Source organism: Enterobacter sp. UNJFSC 003 (assembly GCF_036903355.1).
Taxonomy (GTDB): domain Bacteria; phylum Pseudomonadota; class Gammaproteobacteria; order Enterobacterales; family Enterobacteriaceae; genus Enterobacter.
The window spans coordinates 445,136-466,522 of the sequence record NZ_JBAKHK010000002.1 but is presented as its reverse complement, the minus strand read 5'-3'; the positions used below and the strand labels follow the sequence as shown (position 1 = coordinate 466,522).

Genomic DNA, 21,387 nt, shown 5'->3' with positions numbered 1-21,387 from the left:
AGACGTTCCTCAGTCATTGTGTGCGGCTATTTTTAATCAACACCGCTTGCGGCGGTAGACGGCCCGGTGGTAAAACGCTTATACGTTGGGTGTATGAGCAGTAAAAATATGAAACGAGTTGAACGTATAGATAGGGTGGAGCTGATGCGCACCTTCGTTCGCATAGTGGAAACCGGTTCGCTCTCTGCCGCGGCGCGGCAGCTCTCCACCACGCAGGCTACGGTAAGCCGTCGTCTACAGTCGCTGGAAACCCTGCTGGGGGCGCGCTTGCTGTTGCGTACAACCCATGCGACGAAGCTCACTGACGACGGCGAGCGGTGTTATCAGCATGCCCGTCGGGTGATTGATAGCTGGCTGGCGCTGGAGGATGAGGTGGGGCAGGCAGAGGATGAGCCCGTTGGCGTATTACGGGTTCGCGCACCGCATGCTTTTGGTCAGGAGCAGCTTCTGAAACCGCTGACGGATTTTTTACAGCGTTATCCGCAGCTGTCTGTTGAATGGATGCTTAACGATAAGTCGGTCGATTTTCTGAGCGACAACCTGGACTGTGCCATTCGCGTGGGCGCAGACGTTGATCCGGCGACGGTATCCGTGCAGCTGGCGGAGGTACCGCGATCGGTGGTGGCCTCTCCGGCATTGCTGACCCATTTTCCTTCTGTTAACACGCCGGACGATTTACAGGCTCTTCCCTGGATTGCCATCAGCACGTTTTATCAGCGGCATGTGGATTTGTATGATGGCAGCTCGATGCAGCCGCAACGCATCGCCTTTACGCCAAGGTTGAGTACCGACAGTCTGTACGTGGCGCGAAATACCGCCTTGACAGGTTTGGGCGTGGCCGTGGTATCAAGTTGGACGGTAATGGACGATATACGGGAAGGGCGTTTAGTCCACCTGTTACCGGAATGGCAGCCGTCTGCGCTGCCCGTTCATCTGGTGTATCCGTGGTCGCGATATTACCCCGCACGCTTGCGGCATTTTCTGGAGATGATGAAGCAGGTGATGCCAGATATCGCTGGAATGCGAAAACCGGCAAACGGGCAATAAAAAAGCCGACCCTGAGGTCGGCTTTTTACATCATGCTACCTTATTCGCCAGACTGCGGGCGGGTAGCAGGGGCAGTCGCCTGATGCGTTGCACTGTGTCCGCCAGCGGAGCCTTTGCCATCAAAGTTGAATGAAGGGCGAACCCAGTCACTTTGACGCGGTGTTTCTGCCACATAGTCAGGCGCAGGCGCGCGCGTCATTGGTGCAGTCGCCACATGAGCAGGTGTCGGAGCGGCAACAACCGCTTCTGGTTTCACCTCTGGCGCTTTTACTTCTGGCGCGTTTACTTCAGCAGCTTCGCGAACAGGTTCAACGTCGATTTCGACTTCCGGAACCACCTCGGCCGCAACGGTTTCAACGACTGCTTCTGCGGTTTCTTCAACCGGAGCGGCAGGTTGAACTTCGGCTGCAACCTCTTCAGCCACTACGGCGTCTTCTTCAGCAATAAGCTGCGGTGCGGCTTCAACCGGCGCGGCAATCACTTCAGGATGGGTTGTTTCCACTTCAACAGCGTGCGGTGCTTCAGCGTCTACTGCTTGTGGTTCAACCACCGTCGCTGCTTCAGTAACCACGTTTTCAACTGCAGCTACTGGTGCAATCACCTCTTCTGTCACAACCTGTTCTTCAACAGCCTGCTCCGGGCGAGCCACCGGGTAGCGGATCCAGACTTTACCGGATGCCATTTCCGGAGACGCGCACGCCACGGTTAACGGCATTGGAGACTGGGTCGGATAACGCTCATCACGGTAACGGCGACGACGCTGACCGCTAACGCGCAGGTGACGCGGAGAACGACGTGAACGACGCGGCATGCCGGCGTTGTCACGGCCTTCGCTGTTTTCTTCCTGCTCAACGCTGTTCTCTACCACAGCAGGCAGATCAACTTTTGCCAGTTGGGTATTTGGCGCGGTTTCGATAACGTCTGCAGGGATGATGATGGTCTCTTCTGCCGGCGGCGTACCAAAACGCACTTTCTGAGACAGCTGACGCTGCTTACGGCGTGGCATGACCTGAGTACGTTCTTCCTGCTCAGTATCTTGCTGCTCAACAGGCTCTTCGCGGTTCAGGCTTTTTACTTCCTGCTGCGCTTGACGCTTCTCGTCGTTGCGACGACGGCTGCGCTCACGGCGAGGCTGCTGCTCGTCACGCTGTTTGCTCTTGTCAGACTCATCGCCCGCCTGCTGACGAACATCGCGATCTTCAACGTTTGGCTGTTGTTTTTCACGACGGTTGCGACGGTTGTCTTCGCGTTGCTCACGGCCTTCGCTGTTGTCAGAACGGTTGTCACGGCGCTCGTTACGATCGCCACGGTCGTTACGGTCGCCACGGTCATTACGATCACGGCGATTGTTCTGACGCTTACGACGATCCTGCTGACGTTCTGGCTTAGCTTCTTTCGGTGCTTCTTTAGGCTGCTCCGGCTGCACGTCTTCACCAGCAAACATTTTCTTCAGCGCGCCGAAGAAACGGCTCAGGAGACCAGGCTGTTCCGGCTGGGCCTTCGCCACTTCCGGTGCAGGTTTCTGGATCGCAGGTTGAACAGCTGGTTTTTCCAGCGCAGATTCTGGCGGCGCTTCTGGCATGATGAAGGTCGCTAACGCTGGCTGCTCTGGCAGTTTGCGCTCGGCTGGCTCTTCATCGGATGGCAGCGCCAATTCTTCTTCATGCAGTTTCGGCAGCAGGTAGCTGAGCGTACTGGTCTCTTCGCCCTTGCGCACGCGCAGAACGTGGTAATGCGGGGTTTGCATCTGGTCGTTTGGCACGATGATGCAGCGAACACCGCCCTGACGTGCTTCAATGGCGCTCACCGCTTCACGTTTTTCGTTCAGCAGGTAAGACGCAACAGGCACCGGAACAATGGCGTGAACTTCTTTGGTGTTCTCCTTCAGCGCTTCTTCTTCAATCAGACGCAGAATGGAGAGGGACAGAGATTCGTTGTCACGGACGGTACCGGTACCGGAACAGCGCGGGCAGACATGATGGCTGGATTCACCCAGGGACGGGCTAAGACGTTGACGGGACATCTCCAGCAGGCCAAAGCGAGAAATATGGCTGATCTGGATACGTGCTCTGTCCTGACGTACCGCTTCACGCAGACGGTTTTCAACCGCACGCTGGTGACGTACAGGCGTCATGTCGATGAAGTCGATAACAATCAGACCACCCAGGTCGCGCAGACGGAGCTGGCGGGCTATCTCATCAGCGGCTTCAAGGTTAGTGTTGAACGCCGTCTCTTCGATATCGCCACCGCGCGTTGCACGTGCGGAGTTGATATCGATAGCGGTCAACGCTTCTGTGGTATCAATAACGATAGAACCACCGGAGGGCAGGCGCACTTCACGCTGGAAGGCGGACTCAATCTGGGATTCAATCTGATAATGGCTGAACAGCGGGATTTCACCGGTGTACAGCTTAATTTTACTGGTGAAATCTGGACGACCCAGCGCAGCGATGTGCTGGCGCGCCAGCTCAAGCACTTTCGGGTTATCAATCAGAATTTCGCCAATGTCCTGACGAAGATAGTCGCGGAAGGCACGTACGATAACGTTGCTTTCCTGGTGAATCAGGAACGGAGCAGGGCGGCTTTCTGCTGCTTTCTGGATAGCTTCCCAGTGCTTCAGACGGAAGCCTAAATCCCACTGCAGCGCTTCGGCAGATTTTCCCACGCCGGCGGTACGCACGATAAGACCCATGCCATCCGGTAACTCAAGACTTGCCAGCGCTTCTTTCAGCTCGGTACGGTCATCACCTTCGATACGGCGAGAGATCCCACCCGCACGCGGGTTGTTTGGCATCAGAACCAGATAGCTTCCCGCCAGGCTGATAAAGGTAGTCAGCGCGGCACCTTTGTTGCCACGCTCTTCTTTATCAATCTGTACGATAACTTCCTGACCTTCGCGAAGAACATCTTTGATGTTCGGACGGCCATGGGAGTTGTAGTTTGCAGGGAAATATTCGCGGGCGATTTCTTTCAGAGGGAGGAAACCGTGACGCTCAGCACCGTAATCGACAAATGCAGCTTCAAGGCTTGGTTCAATGCGGGTGATTTTACCTTTGTAAATGTTCGCTTTTTTCTGTTCGTGTCCAGGACTTTCGATATCCAGATCGTACAGGCGCTGCCCATCCACAAGGGCGACACGCAACTCTTCTTGCTGAGTTGCGTTGATTAACATTCTTTTCATCGTAACTTACTCGTTATTCTTACATTGACGACAAAGCTGCGGGCAAGGTGACGCTTTCCGGGGTATGAACCGATGGCCTCGTGTCTATTCACGTCGCCAACCTCACGGTTGTCGCTCGCTTAAGAGGCGCAGAGTGTCGGTTGCCTGTATTTCATACGGAAACACAGCGCAATTATCAGGGGAATTGCCTGGGTAAAACTCTCCAGAGAACAATCCTTATACCGGGAAGTACTGCAACCCGCAGCCCGCTAACTGCCTGAAAGATCAATACGTCTTACGCCATTGCTGCGTTGATGATCGGTCAGACAAAATTGGTCATTCCGTCGACATCCTTACAAAACCCGGATTTGACGCGGAATACGGATTCATTATTCCACTGCTCACCGGGTTATAGCAAGATGACTTTTACCAATTATCACCCGGTTACTCACAGTTTCTTCACTTCAAGGTGGTGATTGGTTTAATAACCACCAAATCGATTGCGTGAAACGGAAGGTATGCCGGATAAAAGTAAATATAAGCATAGAAAAATGAGTGGCGCTAATGCTTGACGATATTTAGAATCGCCAACCATGAAAACAGAGACTCCAGTCGTAAAAATGGTTGCTATCGCGGACGACTACGCGGGGCAACGCATCGATAACTTTTTGCGTACCCAGTTGAAAGGTGTGCCAAAGAGTATGATTTATCGCATCTTGCGTAAAGGCGAGGTGCGGGTTAACAAAAAACGCGTGAAACCTGAGTACAAACTCGAAGCCGGTGATGAAGTGCGTATTCCACCGGTTCGTGTCGCCGAGCGTGAAGAGGAAGTGGTATCGCCTAAGCTTCAGAAAGTGGCGGCCCTGAACGACGTTATCCTCTATGAAGATGATTATATTCTGGTGCTGAATAAGCCGTCGGGCACCGCCGTACATGGCGGTAGCGGTCTGAGCTTTGGTGTGATTGAAGGCTTGCGCGCGCTGCGTCCGGAAGCGCGCTTCCTTGAACTGGTGCACCGTCTTGACCGCGATACCTCCGGCGTCTTGCTGGTGGCGAAAAAGCGTTCCGCGCTGCGTTCTCTGCACGAGCAATTGCGCGAAAAAGGGATGCAGAAAGATTATCTCGCGCTGGTGCGCGGTCAGTGGCAGTCCCACGTAAAGGTGGTACAGGCACCGCTGCTGAAAAATATTTTGCAAAGCGGCGAGCGAATTGTACGAGTCAATCAGGAAGGTAAACCTTCTGAAACCCGATTTAAAGTAGAAGAGCGCTATGAATTTGCCACGCTGGTGCGCTGTAGTCCGGTAACAGGCCGTACCCACCAGATCCGTGTGCATACCCAGTTTGCCGGGCACCCGATTGCGTTTGATGACCGTTATGGCGACAGGGAGTTTGATAAGCAGCTGGCGGGCACGGGGCTGTCGCGTCTCTTCCTGCATGCGGCAGCGCTGACGTTTACTCATCCGAACACGGGTGACGTGATTCGTATTGAAGCGCCTATGGATGAGCAGCTGAAACGCTGCCTGAAGGTTCTGCGCGGTTAAACCTGTGCCGTGAGTAGAGTAAACGTTAAGCGGCAGCGTTTGTTGCCGTTTTTAATGTTTGCCCTCTCTACGTGTTGGAGAGGGCATCAGGCTGCAACGGTCCCATCACGCCGTTAGCGGATTATACTCTTCGCGCCTTAACATCTGGCACAGGGCAATAAGCGGCAGCCCAACAAGCGTGTTAGGGTCACGACCGTCCAGTTTTTCAAACAGTGCAATCCCAAGCCCCTCACTTTTAAAACTGCCCGCACAGTTCAGCGGACGCTCGCGGCGCACATAGTCAGCAATCTCTTGCTCGCTGAGGTGGCGAAAGTGCACGTCGAAAGGTTCGCATTCGGTTTGAAGGTGCCCAGAAGCCGAATTATAGAGTGCCAGCCCGGTATAAAAGGTGACGATACTGCCGCGTGCCAGCATCAGTTGCTGACAGGCTTTCTCTTCGGTATGCGGCTTGCCGGTAATTTCTCCGTTCAGTACGCAAACCTGATCGGAGCCTATAATCAGATGTGCAGGATAACGTTCGGCAAACGATTGTGCTTTCTTCTGGGCAAGACGGGTGACCAGATGACGCGGGGATTCGCCCGGCAGCGGTGTTTCGTCGACGTCCGGAGCGGCACACTCAAACGGGATCCCAAGCTTTTCCAGCAACATTCGACGGTAGGGTGAGGTGGAGGCGAGAACAAGATTTGGCATATTTTTATCACCAGATATAGCGTATCGATGCCAGCCATTTTAAACTACAGGCCGCAATGTGTGCGAATAATTGGCAAAAGGCAGCTATGGTTGCCTTTTTCTTTGACTCTATGACGTTACAAAGTTAATATGCGCGCCCTATGCAAAAGGTAAAATTACCCCTGACTCTTGATCCGGTTCGTACGGCTCAAAAACGCCTTGATTACGAAGGAATCTATTCTTCCGATCAGGCAGAGCGTATTGCCGAATCCGTAGTCAGTGTGGACAGTGATGTAGAATGCTCCATGTCGTTCGCTATCGACAACCAGCGCCTCGCCGTTATAACCGGTGATGCAAAGGTAACGGTAACGCTCGAATGTCAGCGTTGCGGGAAACCGTTTGTACAGCATGTTCACACAACGTATTGTTTCAGTCCGGTTCGTTCTGACGAACAGGCTGAAGCACTCCCGGAAGCGTATGAGCCGATTGAGGTTAACGAATTCGGTGAAATCGATCTTCTGGCGCTGGTTGAAGATGAAATCATCCTCACCTTGCCAGTCGTTCCGGTGCATGATTCTGAACACTGTGAAGTGTCCGAGGCGGACATGGTCTTTGGGGAACTGCCTGATGAAGCGCAAAAACCAAATCCATTTGCCGTATTAGCCAGCTTAAAGCGTAAGTAATTGAGGAGTAAGGTCCATGGCCGTACAACAGAATAAACCAACCCGTTCCAAACGTGGCATGCGTCGTTCCCATGACGCGCTGACTGCAGTTACCAGCCTGTCTGTAGATAAGACTTCTGGTGAGAAACACCTGCGTCACCACATCACTGCTGACGGTTTCTACCGCGGCCGCAAGGTCATCACTAAGTAATCACGCGCAAGCGTGATTAAGCTTAGTGAGGAATTTCCCCGTGCAAGCGGGGGAATTTACCAAACCAGGCTGTGACGAAACCTTGACACGTCTAACCCTGGCGTTAGATGTCATGGGGGGAGATTTTGGCCCTTCCGTGACAGTGCCTGCAGCATTGCAGGCACTGAATTCTAATTCGCAACTCACACTTCTTTTAGTCGGCAATCCCGACACAATCACGCCATTACTTGCAAAAGCTGACTTCGAACAACGTTCACGTCTGCAGATTATCCCTGCACAGTCAGTTATTGCCAGTGATGCCCGGCCATCGCAGGCTATTCGTAATAGCCGTGGCAGCTCAATGCGCGTGGCGCTGGAGCTGGTGAAAGAAGGGCGAGCGCAGGCTTGCGTCAGCGCAGGAAATACCGGTGCGCTGATGGGGCTGTCGAAATTACTGCTCAAGCCTATTGAAGGCATTGAGCGTCCGGCGCTGGTGACGGTACTCCCGCATCAGCAAAAGGGCAAAACGGTCGTGCTCGATTTGGGCGCTAACGTTGATTGTGATAGTACAATGCTGGCTCAGTTTGCCGTGATGGGGTCGGTGCTGGCAGAAGACGTGGTCGGGATCAACAATCCCCGTGTTGCGTTACTGAATATTGGTGAAGAAGAGACGAAAGGCCTGGACAGTATCCGCGACGCTGCGGAAATACTCAAGCAGGTACCGTCCATCAACTATATTGGTTATCTCGAAGCCAATGAGTTGCTGACGGGTAAAACGGATGTCCTGGTATGTGATGGCTTCACCGGAAACGTAACGTTGAAGACCATGGAAGGGGTGGTGAGGATGTTCCTTTCTCTGCTCAAATCGCAGGGAGAGGGTCAAAAAAAATCCTGGTGGCTCATTTTATTAAAGCGTTGGTTACAAAAAAGCCTGACGCGGCGATTCAGTCACCTCAACCCCGACCAGTATAATGGCGCCTGTCTGTTAGGATTGCGCGGCATCGTGATTAAGAGTCATGGAGCCGCCAATCAGCGAGCATTCTCTGTCGCGATTGAACAGGCAGTGCAGGCGGTGCAGCGACAAGTCCCTCAGCGGATTGCCGCTCGCCTGGAATCTGTATTAGCTAAAAGTGACTGAGCGTACATGTATACGAAGATTTTAGGTACCGGCAGCTACCTGCCAAAACAAGTGCGTACCAACGCCGATCTGGAAAAAATGGTAGATACGTCTGACGAGTGGATTGTCACGCGCACAGGTATCCGTGAACGCCGTATTGCCGCGCCAGATGAAACCGTGTCCACCATGGGCTACGAAGCCGCACAGCGTGCGATCGACATGGCGGGCATCGATAAAGAGCAGATTGGTTTAATCGTGGTTGCCACGACGTCTGCGACGCATGCTTTCCCGAGTGCAGCGTGCCAGGTGCAGAATATGCTTGGCATTAAAGGCTGCCCGGCATTTGACGTTGCTGCTGCCTGCGCGGGTTTTACGTATGCGTTGAGCGTAGCCGATCAGTATGTTAAATCCGGCGCCGTGAAGTATGCTCTGGTGATCGGTGCTGACGTGCTGGCAAGAACCTGCGATCCAACCGATCGCGGTACGATCATTATTTTTGGTGATGGTGCGGGCGCAGTGCTGCTGGGTCAGTCCGAAGAACCGGGTATCATCTCGACGCATCTGCATGCTGACGGGAGTTACGGTGAACTGCTGACGCTGCCAAACGCCGATCGCGTGAATCCAGAGAACTCCATTCACCTGACAATGGCAGGTAATGAGGTGTTTAAGGTGGCGGTGACCGAGCTTGCGCACATTGTCGACGAAACGCTGGAAGCGAATAACCTTGAGCGCTCCGCGCTCGACTGGCTGGTCCCGCATCAGGCGAACCTGCGTATTATCAGCGCGACGGCTAAAAAACTCGGCATGTCAATGGATAACGTTGTGGTGACGCTGGATCGTCACGGCAACACCTCTGCGGCATCGGTACCGTGCGCATTTGACGAAGCGGTACGTGATGGACGAATTAAACGGGGCCAGTTGGTCTTGCTTGAAGCCTTCGGTGGCGGGTTCACCTGGGGTTCCGCGCTGGTTCGTTTCTAGTATAAGGATAAAAAAATGACGCAATTTGCTTTTGTGTTCCCGGGACAGGGTTCTCAAGCCGTTGGGATGTTGTCTGAAATGGCAGCAAACTACCCGGTTATCGAAGACACTTTCCGTGAAGCTTCTGATGCACTGGGTTATGATCTGTGGGCGCTGACCCAACAGGGACCGGCTGAAGAACTGAACAAAACCTGGCAGACTCAGCCAGCACTGCTGACCGCGTCCGTTGCGCTATGGCGCGTATGGCAGCAGCAGGGCGGTAAAGCGCCAGCGCTGCTTGCGGGTCACAGCTTGGGTGAATACTCTGCGCTGGTGTGTGCAGGCGTCATTGCGTTTGCTGATGCAGTACGCCTGGTCGAACTGCGCGGTAAATTCATGCAGGAAGCGGTGCCTGAAGGCACGGGTGGCATGTCTGCCATCATCGGCCTTGACGATGCCTCCATTGCAAAAGCGTGTGAAGAGTCCGCTGAAGGCCAGGTGGTTTCTCCGGTAAACTTCAACTCGCCGGGCCAGGTGGTTATTGCGGGTCATAAAGAAGCGGTTGAACGTGCGGGTGCCGCCTGTAAAGCTGCGGGCGCCAAACGTGCGCTGCCGCTGCCGGTGAGCGTACCGTCTCACTGTGCGCTGATGAAGCCAGCAGCCGACAAACTGGCGGTGGAGCTGGAAAAAATTACCTTTAACGCACCGACGATTTCCGTTGTGAATAACGTCGATGTGAAATGCGAAACTGCACCGGATGCAATCCGTAACGCGCTGATTCGCCAGCTTTACAGCCCGGTACAGTGGACCAAAACCGTTGAGTTTATGGCGTCACAGGGCGTTGAGCATCTGTATGAAGTCGGTCCTGGTAAGGTCCTCACCGGTCTGACAAAACGTATTGTTGACACCCTGACTGCTTCGGCGATTAACGAGCCGGAAGCGATGTCAGCGGCACTCTCGCAATAAATGAGGAATACCATGAGTTTTGAAGGAAAAATCGCCCTGGTCACCGGCGCAAGCCGCGGTATCGGGCGCGCAATTGCTGAAACACTGGTTGCGCGCGGCGCGAAGGTGATTGGTACAGCGACCAGCGAGAGCGGCGCTCAGGCCATCAGCGACTATTTGGGTGCGAACGGTAAAGGTCTGGTATTGAATGTGACCGAACCTGCATCTATCGAATCTGTTCTGGAAAATATTCGCGCAGAGTTTGGCGAAGTGGATATTCTGGTAAATAATGCCGGGATCACTCGTGATAACCTGCTGATGCGAATGAAAGACGACGAGTGGAACGATATTATCGAAACCAACCTGTCATCTGTATTCCGTCTGTCAAAAGCGGTAATGCGCGCTATGATGAAAAAGCGTCATGGTCGTATTATCACTGTTGGTTCCGTGGTTGGTACCATGGGAAATGCTGGTCAGGCTAACTACGCTGCGGCGAAAGCGGGTCTGATCGGTTTCAGTAAGTCGCTGGCGCGTGAAGTCGCGTCCCGCGGTATTACTGTAAACGTTGTTGCTCCGGGTTTTATTGAAACGGACATGACGCGTGCGCTGACTGATGATCAGCGTGCGGGTACGCTGGCAGCTGTTCCTGCGGGCCGTCTTGGCGACCCTAAAGAAATTGCCAGTGCGGTTGCATTTTTAGCCTCTGACGAAGCGGGTTACATCACTGGTGAGACCCTCCACGTCAACGGCGGGATGTACATGGTTTAATCACGATGAAAAATATTTGCGTTATTAGGGCGAATGGCCTCAAAATAACGTAAAATCGTGGTAAGAACTGCCGGGATTTAGTTGCAAATTTTTCAACATTTTATACACTACGAAAACCATCGCGAAAGCGAGTTTTGATAGGAAATTTAAGAGTATGAGCACTATCGAAGAACGCGTTAAGAAAATTATCGGCGAACAGCTGGGCGTTAAGCAGGAAGAAGTTGTGAACTCCGCTTCCTTCGTTGAAGACCTGGGCGCAGATTCTCTTGACACCGTTGAGCTGGTAATGGCTCTGGAAGAAGAGTTTGATACTGAGATTCCGGACGAAGAAGCTGAGAAAATCACCACCGTTCAGGCTGCCATTGATTACATCAACGGTCACCAGGCGTAAGTGAACATCTCCAGGCGGTCATTCGACCGCCTGAGTTTTATCTTTTTTAGTCCCACGAATCTCTTTTATTTTTCCCTCCCTGGAGGACAAACGTGTCTAAGCGTCGTGTAGTTGTGACCGGACTTGGCATGTTGTCTCCTGTCGGCAATACCGTAGAGTCCACCTGGAAAGCTCTCCTTGCCGGTCAGAGCGGCATCAGCCTAATCGACCATTTCGATACTAGCGCCTACGCAACGAAATTTGCTGGCTTAGTAAAGGATTTTAACTGTGAAGAATTTATCTCGCGCAAAGAACAGCGCAAGATGGATGCCTTCATTCAATATGGAATTGTCGCTGGCATTCAGGCCATGCAGGATTCTGGCCTTGAGATTACGGAAGAGAACGCAACCCGTATTGGCGCCGCTATCGGCTCCGGTATTGGTGGTCTTGGCCTGATTGAGGAAAACCATACATCTCTGGTGAATGGCGGCCCGCGTAAAATCAGCCCGTTCTTCGTCCCGTCCACGATTGTCAACATGGTGGCAGGTCATCTGACCATTATGTTCGGCCTGCGTGGGCCAAGCATTTCTATTGCTACCGCATGTACGTCCGGCGTGCATAACATCGGCCAGGCCGCGCGTATGATCGCGTACGGCGATGCGGATGCTATGGTTGCAGGTGGCGCTGAAAAAGCCAGTACCCCGCTGGGTGTGGGTGGTTTTGGCGCGGCACGTGCGTTGTCTACCCGTAACGATAACCCTCAGGCGGCAAGCCGTCCGTGGGATAAAGACCGTGATGGTTTCGTCCTGGGCGATGGTGCGGGCATGGTCGTGCTGGAAGAGTACGAACACGCGAAAAAACGTGGCGCGAAAATTTATGCTGAAGTCGTTGGCTTTGGTATGAGTAGCGATGCTTATCACATGACGTCTCCACCAGAAAACGGTGCAGGTGCAGCACTGGCGATGGCAAACGCAATTCGTGATGCGGGCATTACCCCTGCACAGATTGGCTACGTTAACGCGCACGGTACCTCTACCCCTGCGGGCGATAAAGCAGAAGCTCAGGCTGTTAAGTCAATCTTCGGCGAATCTGCTCGTCGCGTAATGGTTAGCTCAACGAAATCCATGACCGGTCATCTGTTGGGTGCGGCGGGAGCAGTAGAATCTATCTACTCTATCCTTGCGCTGCGCGATCAGGCTGTGCCACCAACCATCAACCTGGATAACCCGGATGAAGGTTGCGATCTGGACTTCGTTCCTCATGAAGCGCGTCAGGTGAGTGATATGGAGTATACCCTGTGTAACTCCTTTGGCTTTGGTGGTACCAACGGCTCCCTGATCTTCAAAAAGGTTTAAGCCGGGTTACCCGATAGCGAGTAAAAAAAGGTCCGCTTGTCGGACCTTTTTTATTAAGTTTACTCTGCTTGTCGTCGGCAAGACGTCCTGCCAGACTTATCGCCTACGCATAAGGAGCCACCATGTTTTTAATCAATGGCCTTGAGCAAGAGGCGTTGCCCGCCAGCGACAGGGCAACGCAATTTGGCGATGGCTGCTTTACCACAGCACGTATTGTTGACGGAGACGTATGCCTTCTGGATGCGCATATCCGTCGACTACAAAATGCGTGTCAATCCTTGTTCATTCCCTATTCAGAGTGGGGCACACTGCGCGGCGAAATGCGCCTTCTGGCGTCCGAAAATGACAGCGGAGTGCTAAAGGTTATTATCAGCCGCGGCAGCGGTGGTCGCGGCTATAGCGGTGCAGCTTGCCAACACCCAACGCGCATATTGTCAGTTTCTGCCTGGCCTGCCCATTACGCACGCTGGCGTGACGAAGGCGTTACCCTGACGCTGAGCCCTATTCGCCTTGGGCGAAATCCGATGCTTGCCGGAATTAAACACCTTAATCGCCTGGAACAGGTGCTTATTCGTACTCATCTTGAACAGACGGACGCCGATGAGGCTCTGGTTCTTGACAGCGAAGGGTTCATTACGGAATGCTGTGCGGCTAATTTACTCTGGCGGCAAGGCCGTGAGGTTTTCACGCCTTCATTACAGCAGGCCGGAGTGAAGGGCATTATGCGTCAGTTTTGTTTGCAGCACCTGGCACACTCAGACTTTCGCGTTGTCGAAGTTAGCGCACAGGAAGAGGCGCTGCATTCAGCTGATGAAGTTATTATTTGTAATGCGCTGATGCCTGTTATACCGGTCCGTGCATATGGTGAACTCGATTTTCCCTCGCGCGAGCTGTTTCAGTTTTTAGCCCCGATATGTGAGCAAACCAGATAGTCATGAAGAAAATGTTGCGCTTTGTCCTCCTCCTTATCGTCGTGCTGGGTCTCGCTGGCGGGGCGGGAGTGTGGAAAGTCCGTCAACTGGCGGACAGTAAACTCCTGATTAAAGATGAGACGATTTTCACCCTGAAAGCGGGTACCGGGCGCATGGCGCTGGGCGAACAGCTTTATGGGGACAAGATCATTAACCGCCCACGCGTGTTCCAGTGGCTGCTGCGCCTTGAGCCCGAGCTGTCCCACTTTAAGGCAGGGACCTACCGCTTTACGCCGGGTATGACCGTCAGAGAGATGCTGCAATTGCTGGAGAGCGGTAAAGAGGCGCAATTCCCGCTGCGGTTTGTTGAAGGTATGCGCCTGAGTGATTACCTTAAACAGCTGCGTGATGCGCCATACATCACGCACACCCTGAAAGATGACCACTATGAAACGGTGGCTGAGGTCCTGAAATTTGAACATCCCGAGTGGGTAGAAGGCTGGTTCTGGCCGGACACCTGGATGTACACCGCTGGCACGACCGATGTGGCCATTCTGAAGCGTGCACATAAAAAAATGGTTGCAGCAATAGAATCGGCCTGGGAAGGGCGAGCGGATGGACTGCCTTATAAAGATCAAAACCAGTTTGTGACGATGGCCTCGATTATCGAAAAAGAGACCGCCGTTGCGGACGAGCGCGAGCGGGTAGCATCAGTCTTTATCAACCGTCTGCGCATAGGCATGCGTCTGCAAACTGATCCTACCGTTATCTACGGAATGGGTGAACGTTACAGCGGCAAAATTTCACGCAAAGATCTGGAAACGCCAACGGCGTATAATACCTACGTGATCGCTGGCCTGCCGCCGGGACCTATCGCCACGCCGAGTGAGGCATCGCTTAAGGCAGCCGCTCATCCGGCAAAAACACCGTATCTCTATTTTGTGGCTGATGGAAAAGGGGGGCATACCTTTAATACCAACCTTGTCAGCCATAATCGCTCTGTTCAGGACTATCTGAAGGCACTTAAGGAAAAAAATGCGCAGTAAATACATTGTCATTGAGGGACTCGAAGGGGCGGGGAAAACGACGGCCCGCAACGTGGTCGTTGATACGCTCAAAACGCTTGGCGTTGCGGAGATGGTGTTCACCCGTGAACCTGGCGGTACACAGCTGGCTGAAAAATTGCGCAGCCTGGTGCTGGATATCAAATCCGTTGGCGACGAAGTTATCACTGACAAAGCAGAGGTGCTGATGTTCTACGCAGCGCGCGTGCAGTTGGTCGAGACGGTGATCAAACCTGCGTTATCAGAAGGTAAATGGGTCATAGGCGATCGCCACGATCTGTCCACTCAGGCTTATCAGGGCGGCGGTCGCGGTATTGACCAGTCCATGCTGACAACGTTGCGCGATGCGGTACTCGGTGATTTCCGTCCCGATCTGACGCTTTATCTGGACGTGACGCCTGAAGTGGGCCTGAAGCGCGCGCGCGCGCGCGGTGAACTGGATCGCATTGAGCAGGAGTCCTTCGATTTCTTTAATCGAACCCGCGCGCGATATCTTGAACTGGCCGGGCAGGACAGCGCTATCCGGACAATCGATGCCACACAATCCCTGGAGGACGTAACGCGTTCGATTCAGGGGACGGTCACGCAGTGGTTACAGGAGCAGCAGGCATGAAATGGTACCCATGGTTGCGCCCGCACTTTGAACAGCTGATCAACAGCTATCAGGCTGGTCGGGGCCATCATGCGTTACTGATTCAGGCATTACCAGGAATGGGCGATGATGCGCTGATTTACGCCATCACCCGTTTTCTGATGTGCCAACAGCCGGAAGGGCATAAAAGCTGTGGCAAATGCCGCGGATGTCAGCTGATGCAGGCTGGCACACATCCTGACTACTACACGCTTGAGCCTGAGAAAGGCAAAAGCACGCTCGGTATTGATGCCGTGCGTGAAGTCAGTGAAAAATTATACGAACATGCACGGCTCAGCGGGGCAAAAGTGGTCTGGCTGAAAGATGCTGCGGTGTTAACGGAAGCCGCGGCAAATGCCCTGCTGAAAACGCTGGAAGAGCCGCCTGAAAAAACCTGGTTCTTTCTTTCCTGTCGCGAGCCGGGACGATTGCTTGCCACGCTGCGCAGTCGGTGTCGTCTTCATCACCTTGCCGTTCCACAAGAATCGTGGGCTATGACCTGGCTGGAGCGCGAAGTGACGGTGTCGCAAGACGCGGCGCTGGCTGCATTGCGCCTGAGCAGCGGCGCCCCCGCGGCGGCGCTGGCGTTGCTGCAGACGCAGGTCTGGACGCAGCGTGAGACGCTGTGTCGTGCCGTTGAAACTGCGCTGGACAGCAGTGACTGGCTGAGCCTGCTGCCTGCCCTGAATAGCGATCAGGCGATTGAACGTCTGCACTGGCTGGCTGCCTTACTTCTCGATGCACTCAAAATCCAGCAGGGGGCCACCCTTCTGTCTAATCCCGATGTCTGGCCGCTGGTGAATACCCTGGCGAACCGTCTGTCGGGGATCTCTCTGCGCGCTATTCTCCATGACGTCTGCCAGTGTCGCGAACAGCTTTTAACCGTCACGGGTCTCAATCGCGAGCTTGTATTAACGGATCTGTTACTGCGTATCGAACATTACCTGCAACCAGGCGTAATACCGCCTGCTTCCCATCTCTGAGAGAGACATTATGTTTTTAGTCGACTCACACTGCCATCTTGATGGCCTGGATTATCAATCTCTGCATAAAAACGTGGACGACGTGCTGGCGAAAGCGGCCGCCCGCGATGTGAAATTTTGCCTCGCCGTCGCCACGACGCTTCCGGGCTATCGTTCCATGCGCGACCTGGTAGGCGTTCGCGACAACGTTGTGTTCTCCTGCGGCGTACACCCGTTGAATCAGGACGAAGAGTACGACGTTGAAGACCTGCGTCGCCTCGCGGCGGAAGAGGGCGTGGTGGCGATGGGGGAAACCGGGCTCGATTATTTCTACACGCCAGAAACCAAGCCGCGTCAGCAAGAGTCGTTTCGCAACCATATTCGCGTCGGTCGCGAGCTGAACAAGCCGGTTATCGTTCATACCCGCGATGCGCGCGCCGATACGCTGACAATCCTCCAGGAAGAAAACGTGACGGATTGCGGTGGCGTACTACACTGTTTCACAGAAGACAGAGAAACGGCGGGTAAACTGCTCGATTTGGGGTTTTATATCTCGTTTTCAGGGATCGTGACGTTTCGTAACGCCGAGCAGCTGCGTGATGCCGCGCGTTATGTTCCTCTCGATCGCATTCTGGTGGAAACAGACTCGCCCTATCTGGCACCTGTACCGCATCGCGGAAAAGAGAACCAGCCAGCAATGACGAGAGACGTGGCTGAATATATGTCCGTTCTGAAAGGGGTTAGCATCGATGAGTTGGCTCGCGTCACAACGGAAAACTTCTCTACGCTGTTCCATATTGACCCCGCCCGCTTGCAATCTGTCTGAAACACCTGTTTTTTTTAGGCTCGTAATTAATAAGTAAAGCGAGTAAAGTTCACCGCCTCATTTGGGGCGGTGATGGTGTTTTTTGACACATCCAGAAATGCTTTTTGTAAATATCTGAAAGTTTTTCGTCCGTCTTAAGCTGAAACGTGATAGCCGTCAAACAAACTCAGAGGGATTTATTTTACTCTGTGTAATAAATAAAGGGCGCTTAGATGTCCTGTCCACGGCACGGTACTCCCCCCGAGCCAATGCGTGAAAGCGTAAAAAAAGCACAAATACTCAGGAGCACTCTCAATTATGTTTAAGAATGCATTTGCTAACCTGCAAAAGGTCGGTAAATCGCTGATGCTGCCAGTATCCGTACTGCCTATCGCAGGTATCCTGCTGGGTGTCGGTTCTGCAAACTTCAGCTGGCTGCCAGCCGTAGTTTCCCATGTGATGGCCGAAGCAGGCGGTTCTGTTTTTGCTAACATGCCGCTGATCTTCGCTATCGGTGTTGCGCTGGGCTTCACCAATAACGATGGTGTATCTGCTCTGGCTGCAGTTGTTGCCTACGGCATCATGGTGAAAACCATGGCTGTGGTTGCACCTTTGGTTCTGCATTTACCTGCTGAAGAGATCGCTGCAAAACACCTGGCTGACACCGGTGTTCTGGGCGGTATCATCTCCGGTGCGATTGCAGCGTATATGTTTAACCGCTTCTATCGTATCAAGCTGCCTGAGTATCTGGGCTTCTTTGCGGGCAAACGTTTCGTTCCGATCATCTCTGGTCTGGCAGCGATTTTCACTGGCGTGATCCTGTCCTTCATCTGGCCACCAATCGGTTCCGCTATTCAGACCTTCTCTCAGTGGGCTGCTTACCAGAACCCGGTTGTCGCGTTCGGTATCTACGGCTTCATTGAGCGTTGCCTGGTACCATTTGGTCTGCACCACATCTGGAACGTTCCATTCCAGATGCAGATTGGTGAATTCACCAACGCAGCAGGTCAGGTGTTCCACGGTGACATCCCACGCTACATGGCGGGTGACCCAACTGCAGGCAAACTGTCTGGTGGTTTCCTGTTCAAAATGTACGGCCTGCCGGCAGCTGCGATTGCAATCTGGCACTCTGCTAAACCAGAGAACCGTGCAAAAGTGGGCGGTATCATGATCTCCGCAGCGCTGACCTCGTTCCTGACCGGTATCACCGAGCCGATCGAGTTCTCCTTCATGTTTGTTGCGCCGATCCTGTACATCATTCACGCTGTACTGGCTGGTCTGGCGTTCCCAATCTGTATCCTTCTGGGTATGCGTGACGGTACGTCCTTCTCTCACGGCTTGATCGACTTCATCGTTCTGTCGGGTAACAGCAGCAAGCTGTGGCTGTTCCCAATTGTAGGCGCATGCTATGCAGTGGCGTACTACACCATCTTCCGCGTGCTGATCAAAGCACTGGACCTGAAAACACCGGGTCGTGAAGATGCGTCAGAAGACAGCAAATCAGCCGTGACCAGCGAAATGGCTCCGGCCCTGGTTGCAGCGTTCGGCGGTAAAGAAAACATCACTAACCTTGACGCGTGTATTACTCGTCTGCGTGTGAGCGTTGCTGACGTCGCAAAAGTTGACCAGCCTGGCCTGAAAAAATTGGGCGCAGCAGGTGTAGTTGTTGCAGGTTCTGGTGTTCAGGCAATCTTCGGTACGAAATCCGATAACCTGAAAACCGAAATGGATGAATACATCCGCAGCAACTAAGTTGTGACCTGGGGAGACTAAGGCAGCCGATTGGCTGCCTTTTTTATTGGACACCAAAAAGGGAGCCATTAGGCTCCCTTTGATGCTTCATCAGAACTGATAGCTTGCGGTCACGCTCACGTTACGCGGCTCGCCGTAGACCAGCGAACCCTGAACGTTGGTGTCGTAAGTTTTATCGAACAAGTTATTCAGGTTACCCTGCAAAGAGAAGTTCTTCGTCACCTGATAGCGGGTGAACAGATCGACCAGCGCATAGCTACCTTGCTCGGCACGCCATGTGCCATACGGCGTAGCTACATCGCTGTAAATGCGATTCTGCCAGTTAACGCCGCCGCCAACGGTCAACGCAGGCATCGCTGGCAGACGGTAGCGGGTAAACAGCTTAATCGTCGTGCGCGGCAGGTTAGGGTTAACCGCTTTTCCGTCGCTGTCTTCTGCAACGTAGCGTGTGGCACCAAAGGTCATCTGCCAGTTATCCGTCAAGGCACCATTGAGTTCAAATTCCACGCCTTTACTCACTGTGCCATCTGCACCTTCATACGCCGTATCCGTAGAGCCCTGAATCACACGGCCCGTGCTTTGCGCAACGTTATCTTGTTCAATACGGAATACCGACAGCGTTGTGGTCAGGCGACTGTCCATCCAGTCTGACTTCAGGCCCACCTCATAGTTATTGCCGGTAATGGGGTCAAGATATCTGCCGGTGCTGTCACGGTAGTTTTGAGGCTGGAAGATGGAGGTATAGCTGGCGTAGGCCGACCAATTATCGTCAATATCAAAGACGAGTCCCGCATAAGGTGTGGTGTGATTTTTCTCCATGCCATAAGTCATGGTGTCGATGCTCCAGTTGGTATAACGGGCGCCGAGGATCACATGCAGCGGATCAGCCAATGAAATACGTGTCGCAGCGTACAGCGATTTCATGTTCGTTTTGTCATCCTGAGCCAGCGCCTGGGAGCCCCAGTTTGTTTCCGGGAAGTGCCCATCGTAGTCGTAGAAACTTCCGAACTCATCAGGGTAGACGTTCGCCCACGCATTGGTATACCGGTTGGTTTGCCGACTTAAACTGCCGCCAAACATCACGGTGTGCTGACGACCGAACAGATCGTAGCCCCCATCAGTGAAGAGATCGACTGCATCGACCTTACGCTTGCCGCTGTTCCAGCCCGTCCCGCCGATGTAGCCAAAATCAGGACCATAGTTTGAATAAGGCCCTACCAGCGCGCCCGTTGATTTATCCACGTAGGCGTCAAGGTACAACGCTTTACTGTCGAATTTCGCTTCGGTGTGGGTCGCGTTAAGCGTCGCTTGCCAGGTGTCGGCAAAGCGCTGCTTGAAGGTGGCGAAAACTTTATTAAATTCTTTGTCGTTATAGGCCCAGTCAGGCGCGGTACTGTGGGCGCGATCGTAATGCCTGACGCTGCCGTCGGTGTTCCAGCGCGGCAAACCACCCCAGGTTTGATTATTCACGTCAATGCGCTGGTATTCGTAACCCGCAGAGAACGTGGTGGTCTCGCCCAGATCGGCATCAATAATGCCTGAGAAGAAGGTTTTCTTTTGATTGTAGTTATCAAGCCAGGCGTCATTATCCTGGTAGCCAGCCACAATGCGCCCACGCACATTGCCATCGTCCGTCAAGGGGCTTTGCAGATCCATGACGTAACGCTGCTTGTTCCAACTGCCGTATTCTGCAGATAAATTTCCTTTAAACTCGCGGCTGGTGGCATGTTTACGCACCATATTGATGGCGGCCGACGGATTGCCCGTGCCCGTCATGAGGCCGGTAGCCCCCCGTACCACCTCCACGCGTTCAAAGAGCGCCGTATCAGAGAGGGCATCGCCCAGATTCCAGCGGGATTCAAAGTAGGTTGGAATGCCATCAATCATGTAGTTATCGATCTCGAAACCACGTGAGTAATAGCTGCTGCGATCGGAATCAGCGGTGCTTTTACCGATCCCCATCGTGTTATCCATCACGTCTCCCAGCGTCTGCAGCTGCTGATCTTCCATGCGCTGTTGACTCACGATAGAAACTGACTGTGGGATATCGCGTTGAACCATCTGCATCTTTGTGCCGATGGTCGTTGTTTTTACGCTGTAATCCCGATCGCTGGTAGAGTCCGGCTGAGAGGTGCCGTCAACGACGAGGGTTTCCTCGTCTGGCGCGGCGAAGCTGGCGGTTGGCATCAATGCCATAGCAATGCAGGCTGCCAGCAACGAAGGCGTTGCGACAGGCTGACGTTGCCCATCCCTGGTGTGATTAATGAAAAGCATCATCAAACCCTTAATGAATGGTGAAGGTGTTATGCGTTAGCCTCGCGCGTGCGGGCTGACGTCGTTTTCTATGTGAAAAATGCGCATGAAAATGCAAATGCGAAATATACGCATTGTGATTAACGCTGTAAACAGATGTTGCGAACGGGTCTGAAATAATGTTTCAGGCGATAAAGGGGCAAGAGCGCTCACTCTCCAGCCAGC

The 21,387-nt window shown here is 53.4% G+C and carries 19 protein-coding genes; 16 read left to right on the top strand and 3 right to left on the bottom strand.

The features are described 5' to 3' along the window. Nucleotides 1–108: 108 nt before the first annotated feature. A complete protein-coding gene (locus V5P19_RS08325) occupies nt 109–1,047 on the top strand; it encodes a LysR family transcriptional regulator (RefSeq protein WP_334402027.1) in 939 nt (312 codons plus the stop codon). A gap of 40 nt (nt 1,048–1,087) precedes the next feature. Here the strand turns inward: V5P19_RS08325 and rne are convergent, their stop codons facing one another. Beyond that, nucleotides 1,088–4,228 carry a ribonuclease E gene (gene rne / locus V5P19_RS08320; RefSeq protein ID WP_334402025.1) on the bottom strand — a complete coding sequence of 1,047 codons (3,141 nt, stop codon included), beginning with the start codon at nt 4,226–4,228 and terminating at the stop codon, nt 1,088–1,090. A 572-nt stretch (nt 4,229–4,800) separates the two neighbouring features. Here rne and rluC point away from each other — a divergent pair. Next, nucleotides 4,801–5,748, top strand: coding sequence for a 23S rRNA pseudouridine(955/2504/2580) synthase RluC (gene rluC, locus V5P19_RS08315; RefSeq protein WP_334402023.1), 948 nt, complete (start codon nt 4,801–4,803; stop codon nt 5,746–5,748). A gap of 105 nt (nt 5,749–5,853) precedes the next feature. Here rluC and V5P19_RS08310 read toward each other — a convergent pair whose 3' ends face one another. Further along, nucleotides 5,854–6,438 carry a nucleoside triphosphate pyrophosphatase gene (locus V5P19_RS08310; RefSeq protein ID WP_334402021.1) on the bottom strand — a complete coding sequence of 195 codons (585 nt, stop codon included), beginning with the start codon at nt 6,436–6,438 and terminating at the stop codon, nt 5,854–5,856. Nucleotides 6,439–6,578: 140 nt separating this feature from the next. Between V5P19_RS08310 and yceD the strand changes: the two genes are divergently transcribed. The 14 genes from yceD to ptsG all read left to right on the top strand — a co-directional run bounded on the left by yceD (nt 6,579) and on the right by ptsG (nt 18,909). Continuing rightward, on the top strand, nt 6,579–7,100 hold the full coding sequence (gene yceD, locus V5P19_RS08305) for a 23S rRNA accumulation protein YceD (protein WP_334402018.1): 522 nt from the start codon (nt 6,579–6,581) through the stop codon (nt 7,098–7,100). 16 nt (nt 7,101–7,116) lie between these two features. Beyond that, nucleotides 7,117–7,290 carry a 50S ribosomal protein L32 gene (rpmF, locus tag V5P19_RS08300; RefSeq protein ID WP_003857964.1) on the top strand — a complete coding sequence of 58 codons (174 nt, stop codon included), beginning with the start codon at nt 7,117–7,119 and terminating at the stop codon, nt 7,288–7,290. A gap of 82 nt (nt 7,291–7,372) precedes the next feature. Next, nucleotides 7,373–8,407, top strand: a complete 1,035-nt coding sequence (plsX, locus tag V5P19_RS08295; protein ID WP_334402015.1) for a phosphate acyltransferase PlsX — start codon at nt 7,373–7,375, stop codon at nt 8,405–8,407. A gap of 6 nt (nt 8,408–8,413) precedes the next feature. Further along, nucleotides 8,414–9,367, top strand: a complete 954-nt coding sequence (locus V5P19_RS08290; protein WP_334402013.1) for a beta-ketoacyl-ACP synthase III — start codon at nt 8,414–8,416, stop codon at nt 9,365–9,367. 15 nt (nt 9,368–9,382) lie between these two features. Further along, entirely contained in the window at nt 9,383–10,312 is a 930-nt protein-coding gene (gene fabD, locus V5P19_RS08285; protein ID WP_334402011.1) for an ACP S-malonyltransferase, read from the top strand. A gap of 12 nt (nt 10,313–10,324) precedes the next feature. Then, nucleotides 10,325–11,059 (top strand): 3-oxoacyl-ACP reductase FabG, encoded by a 735-nt coding sequence (gene fabG, locus V5P19_RS08280; RefSeq protein WP_334402009.1) that lies wholly within the window; start codon nt 10,325–10,327, stop codon nt 11,057–11,059. A 154-nt stretch (nt 11,060–11,213) separates the two neighbouring features. Further along, nucleotides 11,214–11,450, top strand: a complete 237-nt coding sequence (gene acpP / locus V5P19_RS08275) for an acyl carrier protein (protein ID WP_003857954.1) — start codon at nt 11,214–11,216, stop codon at nt 11,448–11,450. A gap of 92 nt (nt 11,451–11,542) precedes the next feature. Then, nucleotides 11,543–12,784 carry a beta-ketoacyl-ACP synthase II gene (gene fabF / locus V5P19_RS08270; RefSeq protein WP_334402007.1) on the top strand — a complete coding sequence of 414 codons (1,242 nt, stop codon included), beginning with the start codon at nt 11,543–11,545 and terminating at the stop codon, nt 12,782–12,784. A gap of 122 nt (nt 12,785–12,906) precedes the next feature. Beyond that, nucleotides 12,907–13,716, top strand: a complete 810-nt coding sequence (gene pabC / locus V5P19_RS08265) for an aminodeoxychorismate lyase (protein ID WP_334402005.1) — start codon at nt 12,907–12,909, stop codon at nt 13,714–13,716. A 2-nt stretch (nt 13,717–13,718) separates the two neighbouring features. Then, complete coding sequence (gene yceG / locus V5P19_RS08260; RefSeq protein ID WP_334402003.1) at nt 13,719–14,741, top strand: cell division protein YceG; 1,023 nt, start codon at nt 13,719–13,721, stop codon at nt 14,739–14,741. Further along, on the top strand, nt 14,731–15,372 hold the full coding sequence (tmk, locus tag V5P19_RS08255) for a dTMP kinase (RefSeq protein ID WP_334402002.1): 642 nt from the start codon (nt 14,731–14,733) through the stop codon (nt 15,370–15,372). Before yceG ends, tmk begins: the two co-directional genes overlap by 11 nt. Then, the gene (gene holB / locus V5P19_RS08250) at nt 15,369–16,373 is read left to right on the top strand and encodes a DNA polymerase III subunit delta' (RefSeq protein ID WP_334402000.1); all 1,005 of its coding nucleotides are present in this window, start codon (nt 15,369–15,371) and stop codon (nt 16,371–16,373) included. Before tmk ends, holB begins: the two co-directional genes overlap by 4 nt. 10 nt (nt 16,374–16,383) lie before the next feature. Next, entirely contained in the window at nt 16,384–17,178 is a 795-nt protein-coding gene (locus V5P19_RS08245; protein WP_334401998.1) for a metal-dependent hydrolase, read from the top strand. Between the two features lie 297 nt (nt 17,179–17,475). Beyond that, nucleotides 17,476–18,909, top strand: coding sequence for a PTS glucose transporter subunit IIBC (gene ptsG, locus V5P19_RS08240; protein ID WP_134349843.1), 1,434 nt, complete (start codon nt 17,476–17,478; stop codon nt 18,907–18,909). A gap of 90 nt (nt 18,910–18,999) precedes the next feature. Here the strand turns inward: ptsG and fhuE are convergent, their stop codons facing one another. After that, complete coding sequence (gene fhuE, locus V5P19_RS08235; RefSeq protein WP_334402736.1) at nt 19,000–21,183, bottom strand: ferric-rhodotorulic acid/ferric-coprogen receptor FhuE; 2,184 nt, start codon at nt 21,181–21,183, stop codon at nt 19,000–19,002. Between the last annotated feature and the right edge of the window lie 204 nt (nt 21,184–21,387).

Bases quoted from the DNA above. Each gene is read 5' to 3' on its own strand.
- V5P19_RS08325 (WP_334402027.1), top strand. From the start codon at position 109: ATGAAACGAGTTGAACGTATAGATAGGGTGGAGCTGATGCGCACCTTC.
- rne (WP_334402025.1), bottom strand. From the start codon at position 4,228: ATGAAAAGAATGTTAATCAACGCAACTCAGCAAGAAGAGTTGCGTGTC.
- rluC (WP_334402023.1), top strand. From the start codon at position 4,801: ATGAAAACAGAGACTCCAGTCGTAAAAATGGTTGCTATCGCGGACGAC.
- V5P19_RS08310 (WP_334402021.1), bottom strand. From the start codon at position 6,438: ATGCCAAATCTTGTTCTCGCCTCCACCTCACCCTACCGTCGAATGTTG.
- yceD (WP_334402018.1), top strand. From the start codon at position 6,579: ATGCAAAAGGTAAAATTACCCCTGACTCTTGATCCGGTTCGTACGGCT.
- rpmF (WP_003857964.1), top strand. From the start codon at position 7,117: ATGGCCGTACAACAGAATAAACCAACCCGTTCCAAACGTGGCATGCGT.
- V5P19_RS08290 (WP_334402013.1), top strand. From the start codon at position 8,414: ATGTATACGAAGATTTTAGGTACCGGCAGCTACCTGCCAAAACAAGTG.
- fabD (WP_334402011.1), top strand. From the start codon at position 9,383: ATGACGCAATTTGCTTTTGTGTTCCCGGGACAGGGTTCTCAAGCCGTT.
- fabG (WP_334402009.1), top strand. From the start codon at position 10,325: ATGAGTTTTGAAGGAAAAATCGCCCTGGTCACCGGCGCAAGCCGCGGT.
- acpP (WP_003857954.1), top strand. From the start codon at position 11,214: ATGAGCACTATCGAAGAACGCGTTAAGAAAATTATCGGCGAACAGCTG.
- pabC (WP_334402005.1), top strand. From the start codon at position 12,907: ATGTTTTTAATCAATGGCCTTGAGCAAGAGGCGTTGCCCGCCAGCGAC.
- yceG (WP_334402003.1), top strand. From the start codon at position 13,719: ATGAAGAAAATGTTGCGCTTTGTCCTCCTCCTTATCGTCGTGCTGGGT.
- tmk (WP_334402002.1), top strand. From the start codon at position 14,731: ATGCGCAGTAAATACATTGTCATTGAGGGACTCGAAGGGGCGGGGAAA.
- holB (WP_334402000.1), top strand. From the start codon at position 15,369: ATGAAATGGTACCCATGGTTGCGCCCGCACTTTGAACAGCTGATCAAC.
- V5P19_RS08245 (WP_334401998.1), top strand. From the start codon at position 16,384: ATGTTTTTAGTCGACTCACACTGCCATCTTGATGGCCTGGATTATCAA.
- ptsG (WP_134349843.1), top strand. From the start codon at position 17,476: ATGTTTAAGAATGCATTTGCTAACCTGCAAAAGGTCGGTAAATCGCTG.
- fhuE (WP_334402736.1), bottom strand. From the start codon at position 21,183: ATGCTTTTCATTAATCACACCAGGGATGGGCAACGTCAGCCTGTCGCA.